The organism is Paraburkholderia sp. BCC1876 (assembly GCF_902833695.1).
Lineage (GTDB): Bacteria > Pseudomonadota > Gammaproteobacteria > Burkholderiales > Burkholderiaceae > Paraburkholderia.
Genome location: NZ_CADFGI010000011.1, coordinates 226,314 through 242,565 on the forward strand (window position 1 = coordinate 226,314; position 16,252 = coordinate 242,565).

The window sequence follows — 16,252 nt, forward strand, 5'->3', positions numbered from 1 at the left end:
CGGATGGCGCAAGACGAACGGCAGCGGGGCGGTGCGCGCAAGCAATGGTTTGCCTACGTCGCGGTCGGTGCGATATCGGCCGGCGCGGCGCTGTGGGTGAATCGCGCGCCGACCGTGCATCACGAGTCCGTGGCGGCGACGGGGCAGGCGGGTAGCGCCGCGCAAACCACGGCGCCTGGGTTGGGGCAAGACCCGAACGCATCGGCGGCCGGTGCGCTGCCGGCCTCGCTCGACGGCTCGTCGCCGCCACGTTTGCCTACCGACGGTCGCGGTCATCTGGCGCGCACGCGTGCGGTGCGCGATTTCTTCGACTATTTTCTGACGACGCAAAACGAAATCCCCGCCACGACGCTCGACGCATTGGTGCGCAGGCAGATCGCCGCGCAACTCGACGGCACGCCGGCCGCGGACGAAGCGCTCAACGTCTGGCAACGCTACAACGCCTATCTGAGCGCAGTGGGGAAGTTGCCGCAAACATCGCCCTTGCCGACACAAGCCGGCGCCAGGCTGAATCTCGACGCGTTGCAACTTGAACTCGATCAGCGCGACGCGGTGGGCACGCGGCTCATGGGCGAATGGAACGCGCCCTTCTTCGGCGCGGAGTCGCAGCAGCAACACACGGATCTGGCGCGCCTGAGAATCGCGTCGGATGCTTCATTGAGCGACGCGCAGAAAGCGGCCCGTCTCGCGGCGCTGGATGCCGCGTTGCCACCCGAAGTGCGCGCCGCGCGCGAGCGCATCCGTCAGCAGCAAGCCGCGCTCGACACGTTGAGCCAGGCGCAAGCGCAGGCACAGAAGCCGGGCGGTTCGCTCGACGCAATGCGAGCGCAGATCACGCAGACGCTGGGACCCGAAGCGGCGGAACGCGCGGTGAAAATGCAGCAGGCCGACAATGCCTGGCAGGCGCGCTATGCGGACTACGCCAATCAGCGCGCGCAGATCGACAAACAGAATTTGCCGGCGCAGCAACGTGACGCGCAGGTCACGCAACTGCGCCAGCAGTTCTTCACGAATCCGAGCGACGCGATGCGGGCGGCGTCGCTCGATCGTGGCAGCGGTTCGGGCGGTTGAGGCCGGGAGCAGGGCTAAAGCCGGGCAAGGCGGCCCAAAACGGAACCGCTCGCCGCAGCGTTGCGCCCGCCATCAACCCGGCGTAGCCCCCGTCAACTGCGCATACACATCGTGCGACAGTTGCAACAGCTGCTTGCGATCGATCCCACCCGACACCGCATAGCCAAAGTCGCCGTCGACCCAGTAGAACACGTTCACCGGCCCGTCCTGATACAGCTTGAACGCGGTGGTGTTCGAATTCACCTTGCGGTGCGAGATGCACAGCGTCACGCGCTCGCCGTTCGGCCCGCGATACATGAACTGCGCGGTCGGGCCATCGGCGCCGGGCAACAGCCGGCCGCCCGACAGATCGAAGCCGCTCTTCGACAGCACCGGCGGATGCACATTGGTGCCGAGCCGGTTCGACAGCCACTGCACGAAATCCTGCTCGTGGTCGGCGTTCATCTCCGCCGGGCGGTCGACCGCGGGCATATACACCACATGCGCGATCGCCGCCTGGCGCGCGAACATTTCGCTGCTGTCCGCGCTGACCGGACGCGTATCCGAATGGCTCGCGCCCATCGGCATCACCACGTCCTGCCCCATATGCGTGCCTACGCCGATTCCGACACCTAGCACCAGCGCCGCCGCCATGCCGGCAAACTGCGGCCAGTTGGCGGCCATGCGCCAGCGACGCGGCGCAGGCGCCTGCAGCCGTTTCGGCACCGGCTCGCTCAGCACGCGGTCGTAGCGCTCGTGGAACATGCTGTTGAGCGAGAAATAATCGCTGACGCGCGCGGCCAGCTCGGGGTTCTGTTCGAGCGCGCGCTCCACCTCGACACGCCGTTCGTCGGACAGCGTGCCGTCCACGTAGGCGTGCAGGTCTTCTTCGCCGATCGGCATAGATTGGTCGCTCATCGCACCACCTGTAATTTTGCACCGGGCTGCGTGCCCGCCATCAACGCCCGCAGCCGCTCGCGGCCGCGCGACAGACGCGACATCACCGTGCCGAGCGGAATATTCAACGCAAGCGCCACGTCGGCATAGCTCATTTCTTCGAGGCCCACCAGCAGCACGACTTCGCGCTGTTCCATCGGCAGGCGTTGCAGCGCGTAGTCGAGATCGCGCATTTCCAGCGAACGCGTCTGGTCGGACGGCACCGCGAATTCGCTTTCGTGGACGCTGTCGTCGTCGACCGCCACGTGAACGGCGCGTGCCGACGCCTTGCGCGCCTGATTGGCGAACACGTTGTGCATGATCGTAAACAACCACGCGCGCAGATCGGTGCCCGGCTGAAACATGCCGGTGCGGCCGAGCGCGCGTTCGAGCGTGTCCTGCACCAGATCGTCGGCGAGGTCGCGATTGTTGATCAGCGCCCGCGCATAGCGCCGCAAACGCGGCACATGCTCCATCAACTCGTCACGGACATCCATGGTTCATCCCAATTGTGGGGCTTGTGTAAGGCCGAAGGCCGGCGCGCGCCGAGCGCGCCACCGGCAGTATTCCATTGGCTAACACGCCTGGGCGGAATTTATTCCATCGCGTTGCATGATGGTGAGAACGCAGGTGAGAGGCGCGGGCGTTCATCGCAGGGTCATGGCGTCGGCGGCGCGCATCAGGCCGTGGGTGCGGGCGTCGCCGGCGACCACGAAACGCTGCCGCTGCGCGGTCCAGCCCAGCAGCCGCAGATCGCCGATGCGCCGCGCGGCCCACTGCGGCCGGTCCGGCGCCAGCAGCGCGAGGGTCGAGATCAGCACCACCGGCTGGTTGTCGGCGTTCAGGTAGACGAATTCGCTGGCGCGCTGAAACGGTCCGAGCGACAGCACGCGCTGGTCCACGAGCCGCAGGCCGATGCCCGACAGATTCGGCGCGGCCGGGTCGGCGCGGGTCGGCGACGTCGCGGAAAACGGTGTTGCGGCGGTTTCGGCCAACGCCATGACCGCGGCGTTGTTGAGCGCCGGCACGGACACCTGGGAGGCGGCGAGCCAGCCGCTCGCGGCGGCCACCGTCAGGAACAGCGCCGCCAGCGTGTTGAGCAGGCGGTTGGGGCGCATCGCCCCGTGCGCCCGTTCGCGCCCGCCGCGTGAACCCTTGACGTGCTCCGGCGCGGGTTCGTCGGTGGTTTGAAAGGCCGCCTGGATCTGCGCGTTGAGCCGGCCGTAAAACGCCACCCGGCGCGCCTCCGCAGGTTCCTTGCCCAGATAGTCCCGCAGAAACGCGGTGCGTTCCGGCGTCAGGGTGCCGTCGGCATAGGCCTGAATGTCGGCTTCGGAAAGCGGCGAGTCGGGCGGGGCGTGGGTCGAGGTCATGGTGTCGGTGTGCGTCGAAGGTGTGCCGAAGGTGCATCGAAGGTCGGCTATCGAGGAGGCGAACACAGGGCGGGGCGTGTTTATTCCATGGATTCCCCATGATGCGCGCGCCATTTTTATTCTGCGTGGCGACGCGTGCTAACCCACTCGAGGCGCCTTTTATTCCCACCTGGAAATTTGTTTTTTATTGAGCGTGAACGCAGGAATAAAAGCCCGCAACGTGTGGTTCTCCCTCATGCAAACCTGCACAACACTCTCAGGAGTTCATCATGAAGAAGATCGCTTTTGCCGCTTTGTCCGTTGCCATTCTCGCCACCTCGTCGGGCGCTTTCGCACAAGCCAAGACACGCGCTCAGGTCTATCAGGAATTGATCGAGGCACAGCAGAACGGCCTGAATTACGTGACCGATACGTCGTATCCCGAAGTGAACCCCATCTTCGCGCAGCAGGTCCAGCAGCATAAGCAGGCGCTGGCGGCCGAAGCCGCTCGTGCAGCCGACACCGGCGGCGTCGCGAGCAGCACCGTGGAGTCGGGCAGCGCCAATTGAACGTGCCGGCTACCGGCGCGACGATCGAACGGGCGCGCCGGAAGTCGATTGGAATAGATCGCTGAATTGCGTGTTAGCCGGTCAGTGCATCTATCCGAGCAACCAGGAGGCTTCGTGCCCAAACCCCCCGTTCCCCTTTCCGGGTCAGTCTGCGTGCCGTGCCGGCTCGCCGCGATCGGCGCTGTCGTGGCGGTACTCGCCGGCGGTTTCGCCTACACCGCGGGCTGGCTGAGCCCTGCGCGATTGACCACCTCGCGCATCATCAACACGTTTCAGGCGGCCGCCGGGCAGCCGCATCCGGGCTACCGGCGCAATCATGCGAAGGGCCTGTGCGTGGAAGGCTATTTCGATAGCAATGGTGACGGCGCGGTGCTGTCGAGCGCCGCCGTCTTCGCAGCCGGCCGCACGCCGGTCACGGGACGCTTCGCGATTCCCGGCGGCAATCCGTCCGCACCGGATACGAGTACGCCCGTGCGCAGCCTGGCCTTGCTGTTCCAGTTGCCGAACGGTGAACAGTGGCGCACCGGCATGAACTCGACACCCGTGTTCGCGGTGCATACGCCCGAGCAGTTTTATCAGCAGTTGCTGGCCGCCAAACCCGATCCGGCGACCGGCAAGCCGGACCCCGTCAAGCTCAAGGCGTTCTACGCCGCCAATCCCGAGACCCAGCCTTTTCAGGCGTGGGTGAAGGGCCATCCGCCTTCGTCGAGTCTGGCCAATGGCGCGTACTACGGCATCAACGCGTTTCTGTTCACCGATCGTTCAGGCAACACGCGCGCGGTGCGTTGGGCGATGGTGCCCGATACGCCGTATGCGCCGATCACCGACGCGCAAAAGGCCGCCAAAAACTATCTCGCGGCCGATCTGAATCAGCGCCTCGACAGCGGACCCTTGCGCTGGCATCTGATCCTGACCGTGGCGCAACCGGGCGACCCGACCGGCGACGCCACGTTGCAATGGCCCGACGATCGTCAGCATATCGACGCCGGCACGCTGGTGCTGGAACACACGACGTCGCAGGAAGACGGCATGTGCCGCGACGTCAATTTCGATCCGACCGTCCTGCCGTCCGGTATCAAGCCTTCCGACGATCCGCTGCTCGCGGCGCGTTCGGCGGCGTACGCGGTGTCATACCAACGCCGGACTCGCGAAGAAGCATTGCAGCCCGCGCTGCATCGAACCCAAGCCAACGGAGATCATTCATGACGCCGACGAGTCCCCATTTCAATCCGCTCGCGCGCCTGTTGCACTGGCTCATGGCCCCCTTGATCGTCGCGATGCTGTTTATCGGCGTGGGCATGGTCGCGACCGTTTCGCACGCGCACAACACGCTGATCGCGATTCATAAACCGCTCGGCATTGCGTTGCTGCTGCTGTTGGTGCTTCGAGTGGGCGTGCGTATCATGCGCGGCAGTCCGCCGTTGCCCGACGACATGGCCGCGCCGCAGCGTTTTGCAGCGAAGGCATCGCACCTCGTGCTGTATGCGTTGATGGCGGCGATGCCGTTGATCGGCTGGGCGATGCTGTCGGCCGCGGGTTATCCGCTGCCGCTGCATCTGCCGCCGATCGCGCCGCATAACGTCGCGCTGTTCGCGCTGTTGCGCGCGTTGCATACGTGGCTCGCGTTCGCGTTGTTCGCGACCGTTTTGCTGCATCTCGCGGCGGCGCTGTTTCATGGCCTGATCCGCCGCGATGGCGTGTTTTCCAGTATGGCGCGGGGTGGGCGTTAGGCCTCGACGTTAGCCCCATCTTTTAGCCCTTCACGCGCTCCGAACGCGGGTCATACGGCGCCTTCAGGTGCAACGTTGCCGGCAGCAGATCGCCGGCAACGTCGATGGCGTACGTGCCGCTGGTCAGATACGCGGCATCGGCAGCGCCGTTCGGATGGTTCACGTAGCCCATCGCGACCGGACAACCGAGCGTGTGTCCGAACGCCGCCGAACTCACGAAGCCCACCGGTTCGCCGTCCCGCAGAATCGCTTCGCCGCCCCACAGCATGCGGTCGGCGGCGCCGTCGGTGGTCAATACGACCATGCGGCGGCGCAGCGGTTCGGCGCGCAGTTTCAGCAACGCGTCGCGGCCACGGAACGGGATGTCCTTATCGAGTTTGCACGCGAACGACAGGCCCGCTTCGAACGGATTCGTGTCCGGCGTAAGTTCGCGGCCCCACGCGCGATAGCCTTTCTCGATCCGCAGCGAGTCGATCGCGTAGTAACCGGCGTTGACGAGACCGAACGCTTGGCCCGCCGCGTGCAGCGTCTCGTACACGCCGACCGCGAATTCGACCGGCACATACAGCTCCCAGCCGAGTTCGCCGACGTAGGTGAGCCGGGTGGCGCGCACCGTCGCATAACCGAGATCGACCTCGCGGCTTTGACCGAAGCCGAACGCCGCATTGCTCCAATCCGCTTTCGACACGCTTTGCAGCAACTCGCGCGAACGCGGGCCCATCACAGCAAGCACCGCGTACTGGCCGGTCACGTCGACCAGCGTGCAGTGCTTGTCGCGCGGAATCGCCTTGTCGATCATGTCGAAGTCGCGCGTGGTTTGCGCGGTGCCGGTGACGAGCAGGTACTGGTCGTCGGCGAGACGTGTGAGCGTGAAGTCCGACTCGTACGCGCCGCGCTCGTTGAGCATGCCGGTGTACACCGTGGTGCCGGGCGGCACGTCGACGTCGTTCGCGACCAGGCCTTGCAACACGGCTTGCGCGTCGCGTCCCTTGACCAGAAATTTGGAGAACGACGTCATGTCGAATAGCGCGACGCCTTCACGGCAGGCGCGATGTTCGGCGCCGCTCCAGGGCAGCCAGTTCTGCTGGCCGAACGCGTAGTCGATCTGCGCTTGCGCCGGCGTCGGCGCGAAAAAGTTGGCGCGCTCCCAGCCCATCTTGCTGCCGAAGCACGCGCCGTCGTCGCGCAGGAGCCCATATAGCGGCGAGCGGCGGAACGGCCGCGCGCTGTCGAGTTCGCGATTCGGCCAAGGCATCGCGTAGTGCAGGCCAAGCGTTTCCTTCACGCGATCGTGCAGCCATGTGTCGTTGCCGTTGAAACGCGCGAAGCGGCGGATGTCGACCGGCCATAGGTCCATGGTCGGCTCGCCCGCGACGATCCATTCGGCGAGCGCCATGCCGGCGCCGCCCGCCGACGCGATTCCCATCGAGTTGAACCCTGCGCCGACGAAAAAACGCCGCAATTCAGGCGCTTCGCCCAGCATGAAGTTGTTGTCCGGCGTAAACGATTCGGGGCCGTTGTAGAACTGCCGGACCTGTGCCGTTTCGAGCGCGGGCACGCGTTGCAGCGCGTTCTCCATCAGGATTTCGAACTGGTCCCAATCGTCCGGCAGCAACTGGAATTCGAAGTTCTCGGGAATGCCGTTCATGCCCCACGGTTTCGCGTCCGGCTCGAAGCCGCCCATCACGAGGCCGCCCACTTCTTCCTTGAAATAGATGAAGCCGTCCGGGTCGCGCATGACCGGCAGGTCAGGGTGTACGCCGGGAATGCGTTCGGTGACGATGTAGTAATGCTCGGCCGAATGCAGCGGCACGGTGACGCCGCACAGACGGCCCACGGCCTTGGCCCACTGGCCCGCGCAATTCACGACGATGTCCGCGCCGAGCGTGCCTTCTTCGCCTTCCTTGTTGCGCCACGCGAGGCCGCTGACTTCGCGCGCGCCGTTCGCCTGGGCGCCTTGCTCGGTGCGCGTGTGGATGGCGGTCACGCGGGTGTTTTCGACGATGCGCGCGCCACGCGTGCGGGCGCCCCGGGCGAGTGCCTGGGTCAGATCGGTGGGATTCGCCTTGCCGTCGCCGGGCAGCCAGACGGCGCCGAGCAGGTCGTCGGTGCGCATGACCGGCCACAGGTCGCCGGCTTCGCGCGGGCTGATCACGTCGCACGCCACGCCGTAGGCGCGCGCGACGGCGGCGGTGCGCTTGAGTTGCGTCATGCGCTCGGCCGTGCGGGCCACCGACAGCGAGCCACATTGCTTCCAACCGGTGGCGAGGCCGGTGTCGGCTTCGAGTTCCGCGTAGAGCGCGGTCGAGTAGCGGATCAGCTTCGTCATGCTTTCCTGCGCGCGCAACTGGCCGACAAGCCCGGCCGCGTGCCAGGTCGTTCCGCACGACAACTGGCCTTGTTCGAGCAGCACGACATCGGTCCAACCCAGCTTGGTCAGATGGTAGGCCACCGAGCAGCCGATGATCCCGCCGCCAATGATGACAACGCGGGCATGGGAAGGAATGGGTGTGGACATATGTTGAAATGCATGGTTTTGATGTTCATAGAATGCGATAAAATTTTGCAAAAAGCAACGATCGATGAAGTTTACGGGTATTAAAATTGATGCTGACCGTGATCGAAGATGTCCTGGTCGTATCGTTCAAGGAGTGGTGAGCATGAAATGTCCGAACTGCGGCGAGGCCGTCCTGATTAAGGAAAGTCGCGACATTGATGTTGGCGTTCAACAAGCAGGTGAAGGCGTCGCACGTCGATCCGGCGTTTATTCGCGGCGGCACGAGATCAGGCGACTTGACGTCTCCCTAGTGGCTCGTGGCTTTCTGTGGGTATGCGTTGAAGTAAACTAGCAAAAATTGTTGTATTTGCTAGACTCATTCGCTCACTATCTGTCCCCACCGTGTCCCCACCGCCATGTTCTCCAACCAGCGCCAAGCCGAAATCCTGCGACTCGTCCGCGACGAGCGCACCTGCACGATCACCGATCTGGCCGGCCGTTTCGACGTCTCCGACGAAACCATCCGCCGCAATATCAAGCCGTTGATCGCGGAAGGCCTGCTGATCAAAGTCCACGGCGGCGTGATGCTGCCCGAGCGTCTCGACGAGCCGCCGTTCCAGCGCCGCATGGTGGCGAGCCTCGACGGCAAACGCGCCATCGGCGCGCGTATCGCCGAGCTGGTGCGCGACGGCGAGTCGCTGATTATCGAAGGCGGCACGACCTGTCTGCGAATCGCCGAGGCGCTGGCCGCGCGCTCGCGTCTCACGGTCGTCACCAATTCGATCGAAGTCGCCCGCGTGCTGAGCGCGCGTAACGGCAACCGCGTTTTTATCGCGGGCGGCGAGTTGCGCGCCGACGACTCCGCCGCGTTCGGCGATAGCGTGCTGGCTTTCCTGCGGCAGTTTCACGTGCGCTATGCGATCGTTTCGGTGACCGCCATCGACCTGCAGGCGCGTTTCATGGACGCGCTTCCCGCCGATGTGGCGTTTGCGCAGGCGGCGTTCGCCCAGGCCGAGCTGCGGCTCGTCGCGGCGGATCACGCGAAGTTCGGGCATAGCGCGCTGGTGCATGCATTCGGGGCGGACGCGGTCGATCTGCTGGTCACCGATCAGACGCCCGCGCCGGCGCTCGGGCAAGCATTGGCGGCGGCGGATGTGGAAGTCCTCGTGGGCGCGAATGCCGGGCCCGCTGCGGAAGTTTGACCTGTCCGCCCACGCTTAGCCCAACGCTTGCCCCAACGCAAAACGCCCGCCACAGCGTAAGCCCGCCACCGCGTAAAATGGCCGGTTACCGTAGGCGAACGGCACCGAAGACTCACTTGCGCGGACCTCAGCGACCACCACCGCTTTCCACGCAAGCGCGCGATTCGCACAATCCGCGCTCGGCTGCCTGCGCCTTTGCCAGAACAGATGAACCCCGGGATGGACCCTGATGTCGTCAGTTTTCTTTGATCGGGAACGGATTACGGAATGGCTCGGTGATCACACCGTTGCCAAGGCGCGCTCGGTCGGCGCCGTCACGAATGTGAAGTGGCACGGCGATTCCCTGAGCGGCAACGTGCAGGGCACACGCACGCTGCCGTACAAAACGCGCGTGCGATTTCGCACCGACGGCGGCCGGCCGTGGGCGCTCAGCGATTGCTCGTGCCCGGTGGGCCGCGATTGCAAGCACGTGGCCGCGCTGTTGCTCGCCGAGCTCGACTATCACGACGAGATGGACCACATTACCAACGTCAATCTCGACGACAGCGGCGAGTCCTATCCGTCGGCCGGTTCCGCCGAAAAAGCGACGCCAGCACCGAAGCCGGCCGCCGGCGTGCGCCCCGAACTGGTCAGTTGGCTCGAGCGTTTCCGCGCGCGCGCCGAAGCCGCCGATGCCGACGCCCAGAAAGCCGGCGCCGCGCGCAGCCAGACGCTGGCGTATCTGCTGAACTGGTCCAACTTCCATATGCGTCACGAGGTCGTGCTGTACCGCGCGCGTTGCAATCCGGACGGCACGGTTTTCGACGTCGACGAGCCGTGGGCCAATGTCGAAGCCGCGCTGCTGAAGCAACCCAAATTCGTCTCAGACGAAGACCTGTCGATCTTGCGCGGCCTGTGGCTCGGCCGTTCGCGCGAGGACTTCGGCCAGTTCATCCTGCGCGGCACCAGCGGCGCCGAGATGTTGCAGAAGCTGATCGCGACCGGCCGTCTGTTCTTCGAATTCAGCCCCGCGCCCGGTCGCGAAGGACCGGCGCCGCTGTCGCGCGGCGTCGACCGGCCCGGCCGGATCGAGTGGGAGCCGCTCGCCGACGAGCGCCTGCGGCCCGTGCTGTGCACCGAGCCGCGCGCCAGCATGGTGTTGCCGACCGAGCCGGTCTGGTATGTGGACGGCGTCGCGAATGAAGCCGGCATCGTGCAGTTATCGTTACCGTTCCAGCAGTTGCCCGATTACCTCGCCATGCCGCCCATCTCGCTCGCCGAAGCGCCGCTGGTCGCGTCGGTATTGCGTGAGATCGCGCCGGAATTGCCGCTGCCGCCCACCCACGACACCTCGGCGATCCGCGTGATCGACGTCGACCCCGTGCCGGTGCTGACGCTGAACAGCCACACGCTGCCGTCCACAGGCAAGACGGGCATGCGCAAAACCGAGGCGGTCGAACTGGCCGCCGTGAGCTTCGACTACGACGGCGTCAGCATCAATGTCGACAGCAACGTCACGCTGGTGCCGATGCCCGGCGGCGACGTGATTCATATCCGCCGCCGTTACGAGGCCGAAAAGAAGCGCCTGCTCGAACTGCGCCGCACCGGCTTGCAGAAAGTGCCGACCAGTCGCGTCTACGCGTCGCGTCTGCTGCCGGACACGATGCTCGGCTTGCCCGACGTCGACGCGTGGTCCACCTTCGTCAACGACGCCGTGCCCGAACTGGTCGGCCGAGGCTGGCGCGTCACGATGGCGCCGGCGTTCCGCTACAACGTGATCGAGATCGACGCGATCGACGGCACCGCGCATCAGGCGGGCGACGGCTGGTTCGATCTGGAGATGGGCATCCGCATCGGCGAGCGCAACGTGCGGCTCGAACCGCTGCTCGCCGACCTGTTCCGGCGCGACCGGCGCTGGCTGAACGGCGCGCTCGAAGCGATCGCCGACAACGAACCGATCGAGCTGAAAACCGAGGAGAACAAGCGTCTGCGGCTGCGCGCCGATCGCCTGAAACCGGTGGTGCGCGTGCTGGTCGATCTGTTCGACGCGCTCGGCGGCACCTTGGCCGACGGTGCGCCGCTGCGCGTGCCCGCCGTCGACGCCGGCCGGCTGGAAGCGCTGAACAGCACGGGCCGCTGGCAATTCCACGGCGACGATTCGGTGCGGCAACTCGCGCAGCGTCTGCAGGCGGGACCGGGCTTGCGCGAGGTGCCGGTGCCGCGCGGCCTCAAAGCGGACTTGCGCGCTTACCAGCAGCAGGGTCTCAACTGGATGCAGTTCCTGCGCGAACACGATCTCGCCGGTGTGCTCGCCGACGACATGGGACTCGGTAAAACCGTGCAGACGCTCGCGCATATCCTCGCGGAGAAGGAAGCTGGGCGGCTGACCCGGCCCGCGCTGATCGTCGTGCCGACCACGCTCGTGCATAACTGGCGCGAGGAAGCGCGGCGCTTCGCACCCGAGCTGAAAGTACTGGCGCTGAATGGCCCGCAACGCAAGGAGCGCTTCGAGTTGATCGGCGAACACGAACTGGTTCTGACCACGTACGCGTTGCTGTGGCGCGATCAGAAAGTGCTCGCCGAACACGACTACCATCTGCTGATTCTCGACGAAGCGCAGTACGTCAAGAACGCCAGCACCAAGGCTGCGCAGGCGATCCGCGGTTTGCGAGCGCGGCATCGGCTGTGTTTGACGGGCACGCCGCTCGAGAATCACCTCGGCGAACTATGGTCGCAGTTCGATTTTCTGCTGCCGGGTTTTCTCGGCAGCCAGAAAGACTTCACCAAACGCTGGCGCAATCCGATCGAAAAGAACGGCGACGGCGTGCGCCGCGCGCTGCTGGCGCGGCGCATCCGGCCGTTCATGCTGCGCCGTCGCAAGGACGAGGTCGCGAAAGAGTTGCCGGCCAAGACCACGATTGTGTGTTCGGTGGATCTGGAGGGCGCGCAGCGCGATCTGTACGAAACCGTGCGCACGGCGATGCAGGAAAAAGTGCGCGCCGCGGTCAGCGCGCAGGGTCTCGCGCGCAGTCACATCATTGTGCTCGACGCATTGCTGAAGCTACGGCAGGTGTGCTGCGATCCGCGCCTCGTCAGAACGCTCAGAACGGGCGGCGAGGCGGAGCAGTCGCTGGAAAAGCCCGCCGACCGGCGCACTAAAGCGCAGCGAGTGGACAAAATGGACAAGGCAGACAAGACCGACAAAGCCGCGCGCGCGATGCGCTCGGCCAAGCTCGATCTGCTGCTCTCCATGCTGCCGGAACTGATCGACGAAGGGCGCCGCGTGCTGCTGTTCTCGCAGTTCACCGGCATGTTGGCGCTGATCGCGGAAGCGCTCGACGAAGCGGCGATGCCGTACGTGCTGCTGACCGGCGACACGACCGATCGCGTCACGCCCGTGCAGCGATTCCAGCAAGGCGAGGTGCCGCTGTTCCTGATCAGCCTGAAGGCGGGCGGCGTGGGGCTGAATCTGACCGCCGCCGACACCGTCATTCACTACGATCCGTGGTGGAATCCGGCTGCCGAAAATCAGGCGACCGACCGTGCGCATCGGCTGGGTCAGGATAAGCCGGTGTTCGTCTACAAGCTGATCGCGGCAGGCAGCATCGAGGAAAAGATCGTGGAGTTGCAGGAGCAGAAAGCGGGGCTCGCGGACAGCATTCTTTCCGAAGATGCCGCCGGCGCCACGAAGTTCTCCGACGACGACCTCGACGCGTTGTTTGCGCCGATGCCGGAGATTGAAGGCGGCCGATAAGAGGTCGAAAAACGGCGAAAAGCGGCCGATAAGCGGCATTTTCTCTGCATGAAACCAGCAGCTTTAAACGCCGCCGCGATTTAGCTTCATTCGCGAACGCGGGTACTAAAAAGACGCGTCTGTAACAAACGTCTTCGTATGTAAATTGACCTTCGCCAACCTTTAAATTCAGACGATTTTGTCGCTCGGCGCAGCCTTGATCCGGCGAGGGCGATGCTTACGTCACACGTAATAGCTACCTCGCGAACCGTTACAAAGGCAGTTCTTTCATCTTGAGCGGATTTTTCGAAGCGGCTACGTTTAGCTCACTCGTGCGGCTAGACCCCCGCGAGCGTGTGGTGTGTTGAGCGGCGTTGGCTTCGTCAGCGAGGCGACGCCGCATTTTTTACGGGATTGTCATGGCTCGCCGGTGCCCGGCTTAACAATATTTAAACGATTTATTTTGAGACTGTTCCTATACTGACTCGCAAATTGTCAAATCGCCGCATCTCGAAACGACATGCGGCGTAGATATTTAAAGGCAGACGGGGCCAATCAGCCGCGAGCGAGACCAAAAACGATCCGAGTAATGACTCGCGTAACTCCTGAGTCATTCCCTTTAAGGGGCGACATCCGCATCCCGCCGGAACCTGAGAGACGGCGGCGCGAAGCACAAAAGGCAGCTCCAATCGCTGAGCCGCCCGGATAGCGGCGTCACCGCATCCGCCGAAAAGAACGGCTGTTTTTTCGATTATGATGAACTAGCCCCCCTCGATAATCCGCGCCATAAAGCCAAATTACGCGCAAATTTTGAGACGGGGCGGCGGCAGAACGGAACAGGGCGCAAGGCAAAGGACCGTAAGTCGAAGAAATGCAGCCGGAGTTGGAAAGGGAACCCGGATCGTCGGCGCTTATGCCGGCATCCCGGTCATCTGCCGGCCAGCCGGCCATCAGTTACGTAGCACGTTGTCGCGTTGCGGGGATTTATGAGAATTGCTGTCCTGGATGACGATTCGGCTCAGGCCGATCTGGTTTGTCAAACGCTGTCGGCCGCCGGCCATATCTGTCACGCATTCGGCGCGGGCCGTGAACTGGTGAGGCAGTTGCGGCGCCAGACCTTCGATCTGCTGGTGCTCGACTGGAACGTGCCCGACATGTCGGGCGAAGAGGTGCTGCACTGGGTGCGCGAAAGCCTTTCCGAGCGTCTGCCGGTGCTGTTCATGACGAGCCGCGGCCGCGAAACCGATATCACTTCGATCCTCAACACCGGCGCGGACGATTACGTCGTTAAACCGGTTTCGGCCGCCGTGCTGCTGGCGCGGGTCGGCTCGCTGTTGCGCCGCGCGTATCACCTGAAGCCGGCCGCGGTGAAGGAAGTGTTCGGCGAATTCGAGTTCGATCTGGGCGCCAGGCACGTGGTGGTGCGCGGCGCGGCCGTCGCGGTGACGCAGAAGGAATTCGAACTCGCGCTGCTGCTGTTCCAGCACCTGAGCCGGCCGCTGTCGCGCGCGCACATTCTCGACGTGATCTGGAAACAGGCCGTCGACATCCCGTCGCGCACCATGGATACCCACGTTTCGATGTTGCGCAGCAAGCTGGGCCTGCGCCCCGAACATGGCTACCGTTTGACGCCGATTTACGGCTATGGTTATCGCCTCGAGCGGATCGAATCCGCCACGCAGCCGGCAGCCGCCGGCGAACGCCCTGAAGCGGGGGAGGCGTGACGGTTTCCGGGGAGGTGGCAGGGCGCGGCAGTGCGAATTCGCAGCGCCGCGGCAGCGCCGTGTGGCTGGCCGCCGGGTTGGTCGCGTTGACGTGTGTTGCGTCGATGCCGGCGCAGGCGCAAGTGTCGCGTGGAGCGAAAGCGCATCCGACGGCGGCGGCGCCTTCGTACGTTCAGTACGTGACTCATGACGGCGACACGCTGTATGACATCGCCGGCCGCTATCTGCGCGACCCGGACGATTGGGCGGTGCTGAGCCGCCTCAATCATGTTGCCGCGCCGCGCCGGATGCCCGCCGGCATCGCGTTGCGCTTGCCGGCCGACAAGCTCAAACAGGATCAGGAATCCGCGCGCGTGATCGCGACGAGTGGTCCGGCCGAGCACGCGTTCGGCCAGAGCCCGTACGTGCCGCTCACGGAAGGCGCGACACTCGGCGAAGGCGATCACATCCGCACCGGCCGCAACGGCTTCGTCTCGCTCGAATTGCCGGACGGCTCGCACGTGACGGTGGCGCAAGATGCCGAGGTGGATATCGCACGGCTGCGGCGCACCACGCTGACGGGCGCGGGCGATCGCGTTCTCGATCTGCAGCGCGGCGAAGTCGAAAGCCAGGTCACGCACGCGACGAAAAAAGACGACCGCTTCCAGATCCGCTCGCCGTCGGTGGTGGCGGGCGTGCGCGGCACGCGTTTCAAAGTGGCCTACGACGGCGACGCGCACACCACGGCGGTGGAAGTGCTGGACGGCGCGGTCGGCGTCGATCCCGCCACGCTCGACGGCCACACGCTGGCATCGGCGCCGCTGCCCGGCGTGCCGTTGCAGGCGTCCGCGCAACTCGTCAAGGCGAGCTTCGGCAGTGTCACGCGCACGGGCGGAGCGATCGGCGATCCGATGGCGTTGCTGGCGGCGCCGGCACTGACGCAGCCGGCCAAGGTGCAGGACGGCAAAACAGTCGCGTTCGATCTCGTGCCGGCCAGCGCGGCGGCGGGCTACCGCGTGCAGATCGCGCGCGACGCGGATCAGCTCGACCTGATCCGCGATCTGCGCGTCAACGCGCCGCATGCGGACTTCGGCGAGCTCGCCGACGGCACGTACTTCGTGCGGATCGCCGCGATCGATACACACGGGCTCGAAGGCCTGCCCCAGGTGTACGCGTTCGAACGGCGTCAGTTCGGACTGTCCGCGTCGGCGGGGCCGCGCGCCGGCAGCCGCGACTATGAATTCCGCTGGTTCGTCAGCCGCAGCACGGTCGAGACGCGCTTTCGTTTCGTGCTGGCCGCGAGCGCGGATCTGCGTCATCCGATCGTCGACCGTACCGATCTGAAGGGCGGCCAACTGGTGGTGAGCGACCTGCCGGCCGGCGTCTACTATTGGACGATCGTCGCCGAGCAGTTCGAGAACGGTCGCTTCTATGAGAAGAGCAGCGCGGTCCGCTCGTTTACGCTTGCGCGCTGAGGCTGGTAGATTCTCGGGACCGGGCC

At 65.0% G+C, this 16,252-nt stretch carries 12 protein-coding genes; 8 read left to right on the top strand and 4 right to left on the bottom strand.

Annotated elements, in window-relative coordinates:
* The first annotated feature begins 3 nt into the window (after positions 1-3).
* The gene (locus tag HWY05_RS31380; RefSeq protein WP_176060762.1) at positions 4-1,071 is read left to right on the top strand and encodes a lipase secretion chaperone; all 1,068 of its coding nucleotides are present in this window, start codon (positions 4-6) and stop codon (positions 1,069-1,071) included.
* Positions 1,072-1,143: 72 nt separating this feature from the next.
* On the opposite strand, the gene HWY05_RS31385 is transcribed toward HWY05_RS31380, so the two are convergent.
* From HWY05_RS31385 to HWY05_RS31395, 3 genes are all read right to left on the bottom strand, one after another.
* Positions 1,144-1,968, bottom strand: a complete 825-nt coding sequence (locus tag HWY05_RS31385; protein ID WP_176060763.1) for an anti-sigma factor — start codon at positions 1,966-1,968, stop codon at positions 1,144-1,146.
* Positions 1,965-2,483, bottom strand: coding sequence for a sigma-70 family RNA polymerase sigma factor (locus HWY05_RS31390; protein ID WP_035556821.1), 519 nt, complete (start codon positions 2,481-2,483; stop codon positions 1,965-1,967). Before HWY05_RS31390 ends, HWY05_RS31385 begins: the two co-directional genes overlap by 4 nt.
* A gap of 150 nt (positions 2,484-2,633) precedes the next feature.
* The gene (locus HWY05_RS31395; protein ID WP_035556823.1) at positions 2,634-3,359 is read right to left on the bottom strand and encodes a hypothetical protein; all 726 of its coding nucleotides are present in this window, start codon (positions 3,357-3,359) and stop codon (positions 2,634-2,636) included.
* 269 nt (positions 3,360-3,628) lie between these two features.
* On the opposite strand from HWY05_RS31395, the gene HWY05_RS31400 reads away from it, so the two are divergent.
* From HWY05_RS31400 to HWY05_RS31410, 3 genes are all read left to right on the top strand, one after another.
* On the top strand, positions 3,629-3,907 hold the full coding sequence (locus tag HWY05_RS31400) for a DUF4148 domain-containing protein (RefSeq protein ID WP_035556826.1): 279 nt from the start codon (positions 3,629-3,631) through the stop codon (positions 3,905-3,907).
* 114 nt (positions 3,908-4,021) lie between these two features.
* Positions 4,022-5,113, top strand: a complete 1,092-nt coding sequence (locus tag HWY05_RS31405) for a catalase family peroxidase (protein WP_176060764.1) — start codon at positions 4,022-4,024, stop codon at positions 5,111-5,113.
* Entirely contained in the window at positions 5,110-5,637 is a 528-nt protein-coding gene (locus HWY05_RS31410; protein ID WP_176060765.1) for a cytochrome b/b6 domain-containing protein, read from the top strand. Before HWY05_RS31405 ends, HWY05_RS31410 begins: the two co-directional genes overlap by 4 nt.
* Before the next feature lie 22 nt (positions 5,638-5,659).
* Here HWY05_RS31410 and HWY05_RS31415 read toward each other — a convergent pair whose 3' ends face one another.
* Positions 5,660-8,155, bottom strand: a complete 2,496-nt coding sequence (locus HWY05_RS31415; protein WP_176060766.1) for an FAD-dependent oxidoreductase — start codon at positions 8,153-8,155, stop codon at positions 5,660-5,662.
* 395 nt (positions 8,156-8,550) lie between these two features.
* On the opposite strand from HWY05_RS31415, the gene HWY05_RS31420 reads away from it, so the two are divergent.
* From HWY05_RS31420 to HWY05_RS31435, 4 genes are all read left to right on the top strand, one after another.
* Positions 8,551-9,336 (top strand): DeoR/GlpR family DNA-binding transcription regulator, encoded by a 786-nt coding sequence (locus HWY05_RS31420; protein WP_176060767.1) that lies wholly within the window; start codon positions 8,551-8,553, stop codon positions 9,334-9,336.
* Positions 9,337-9,565: 229 nt separating this feature from the next.
* Complete coding sequence (locus HWY05_RS31425; protein WP_176060768.1) at positions 9,566-13,069, top strand: DEAD/DEAH box helicase; 3,504 nt, start codon at positions 9,566-9,568, stop codon at positions 13,067-13,069.
* Between the two features lie 965 nt (positions 13,070-14,034).
* Positions 14,035-14,772, top strand: coding sequence for a response regulator transcription factor (locus HWY05_RS31430; RefSeq protein WP_035556844.1), 738 nt, complete (start codon positions 14,035-14,037; stop codon positions 14,770-14,772).
* Positions 14,769-16,226 (top strand): FecR domain-containing protein, encoded by a 1,458-nt coding sequence (locus HWY05_RS31435; RefSeq protein ID WP_176060769.1) that lies wholly within the window; start codon positions 14,769-14,771, stop codon positions 16,224-16,226. Before HWY05_RS31430 ends, HWY05_RS31435 begins: the two co-directional genes overlap by 4 nt.
* The last annotated feature ends 26 nt before the right edge of the window (positions 16,227-16,252 follow it).

Coding starts and splice junctions, on each gene's coding strand:
- HWY05_RS31380 (WP_176060762.1), top strand. CDS start 4: ATGGCGCAAGACGAACGGCAGCGGGGCGGTGCGCGCAAGCAATGGTTT.
- HWY05_RS31385 (WP_176060763.1), bottom strand. CDS start 1,968: ATGAGCGACCAATCTATGCCGATCGGCGAAGAAGACCTGCACGCCTAC.
- HWY05_RS31390 (WP_035556821.1), bottom strand. CDS start 2,483: ATGGATGTCCGTGACGAGTTGATGGAGCATGTGCCGCGTTTGCGGCGC.
- HWY05_RS31395 (WP_035556823.1), bottom strand. CDS start 3,359: ATGACCTCGACCCACGCCCCGCCCGACTCGCCGCTTTCCGAAGCCGAC.
- HWY05_RS31400 (WP_035556826.1), top strand. CDS start 3,629: ATGAAGAAGATCGCTTTTGCCGCTTTGTCCGTTGCCATTCTCGCCACC.
- HWY05_RS31410 (WP_176060765.1), top strand. CDS start 5,110: ATGACGCCGACGAGTCCCCATTTCAATCCGCTCGCGCGCCTGTTGCAC.
- HWY05_RS31415 (WP_176060766.1), bottom strand. CDS start 8,155: ATGTCCACACCCATTCCTTCCCATGCCCGCGTTGTCATCATTGGCGGC.
- HWY05_RS31420 (WP_176060767.1), top strand. CDS start 8,551: ATGTTCTCCAACCAGCGCCAAGCCGAAATCCTGCGACTCGTCCGCGAC.
- HWY05_RS31425 (WP_176060768.1), top strand. CDS start 9,566: ATGTCGTCAGTTTTCTTTGATCGGGAACGGATTACGGAATGGCTCGGT.
- HWY05_RS31430 (WP_035556844.1), top strand. CDS start 14,035: ATGAGAATTGCTGTCCTGGATGACGATTCGGCTCAGGCCGATCTGGTT.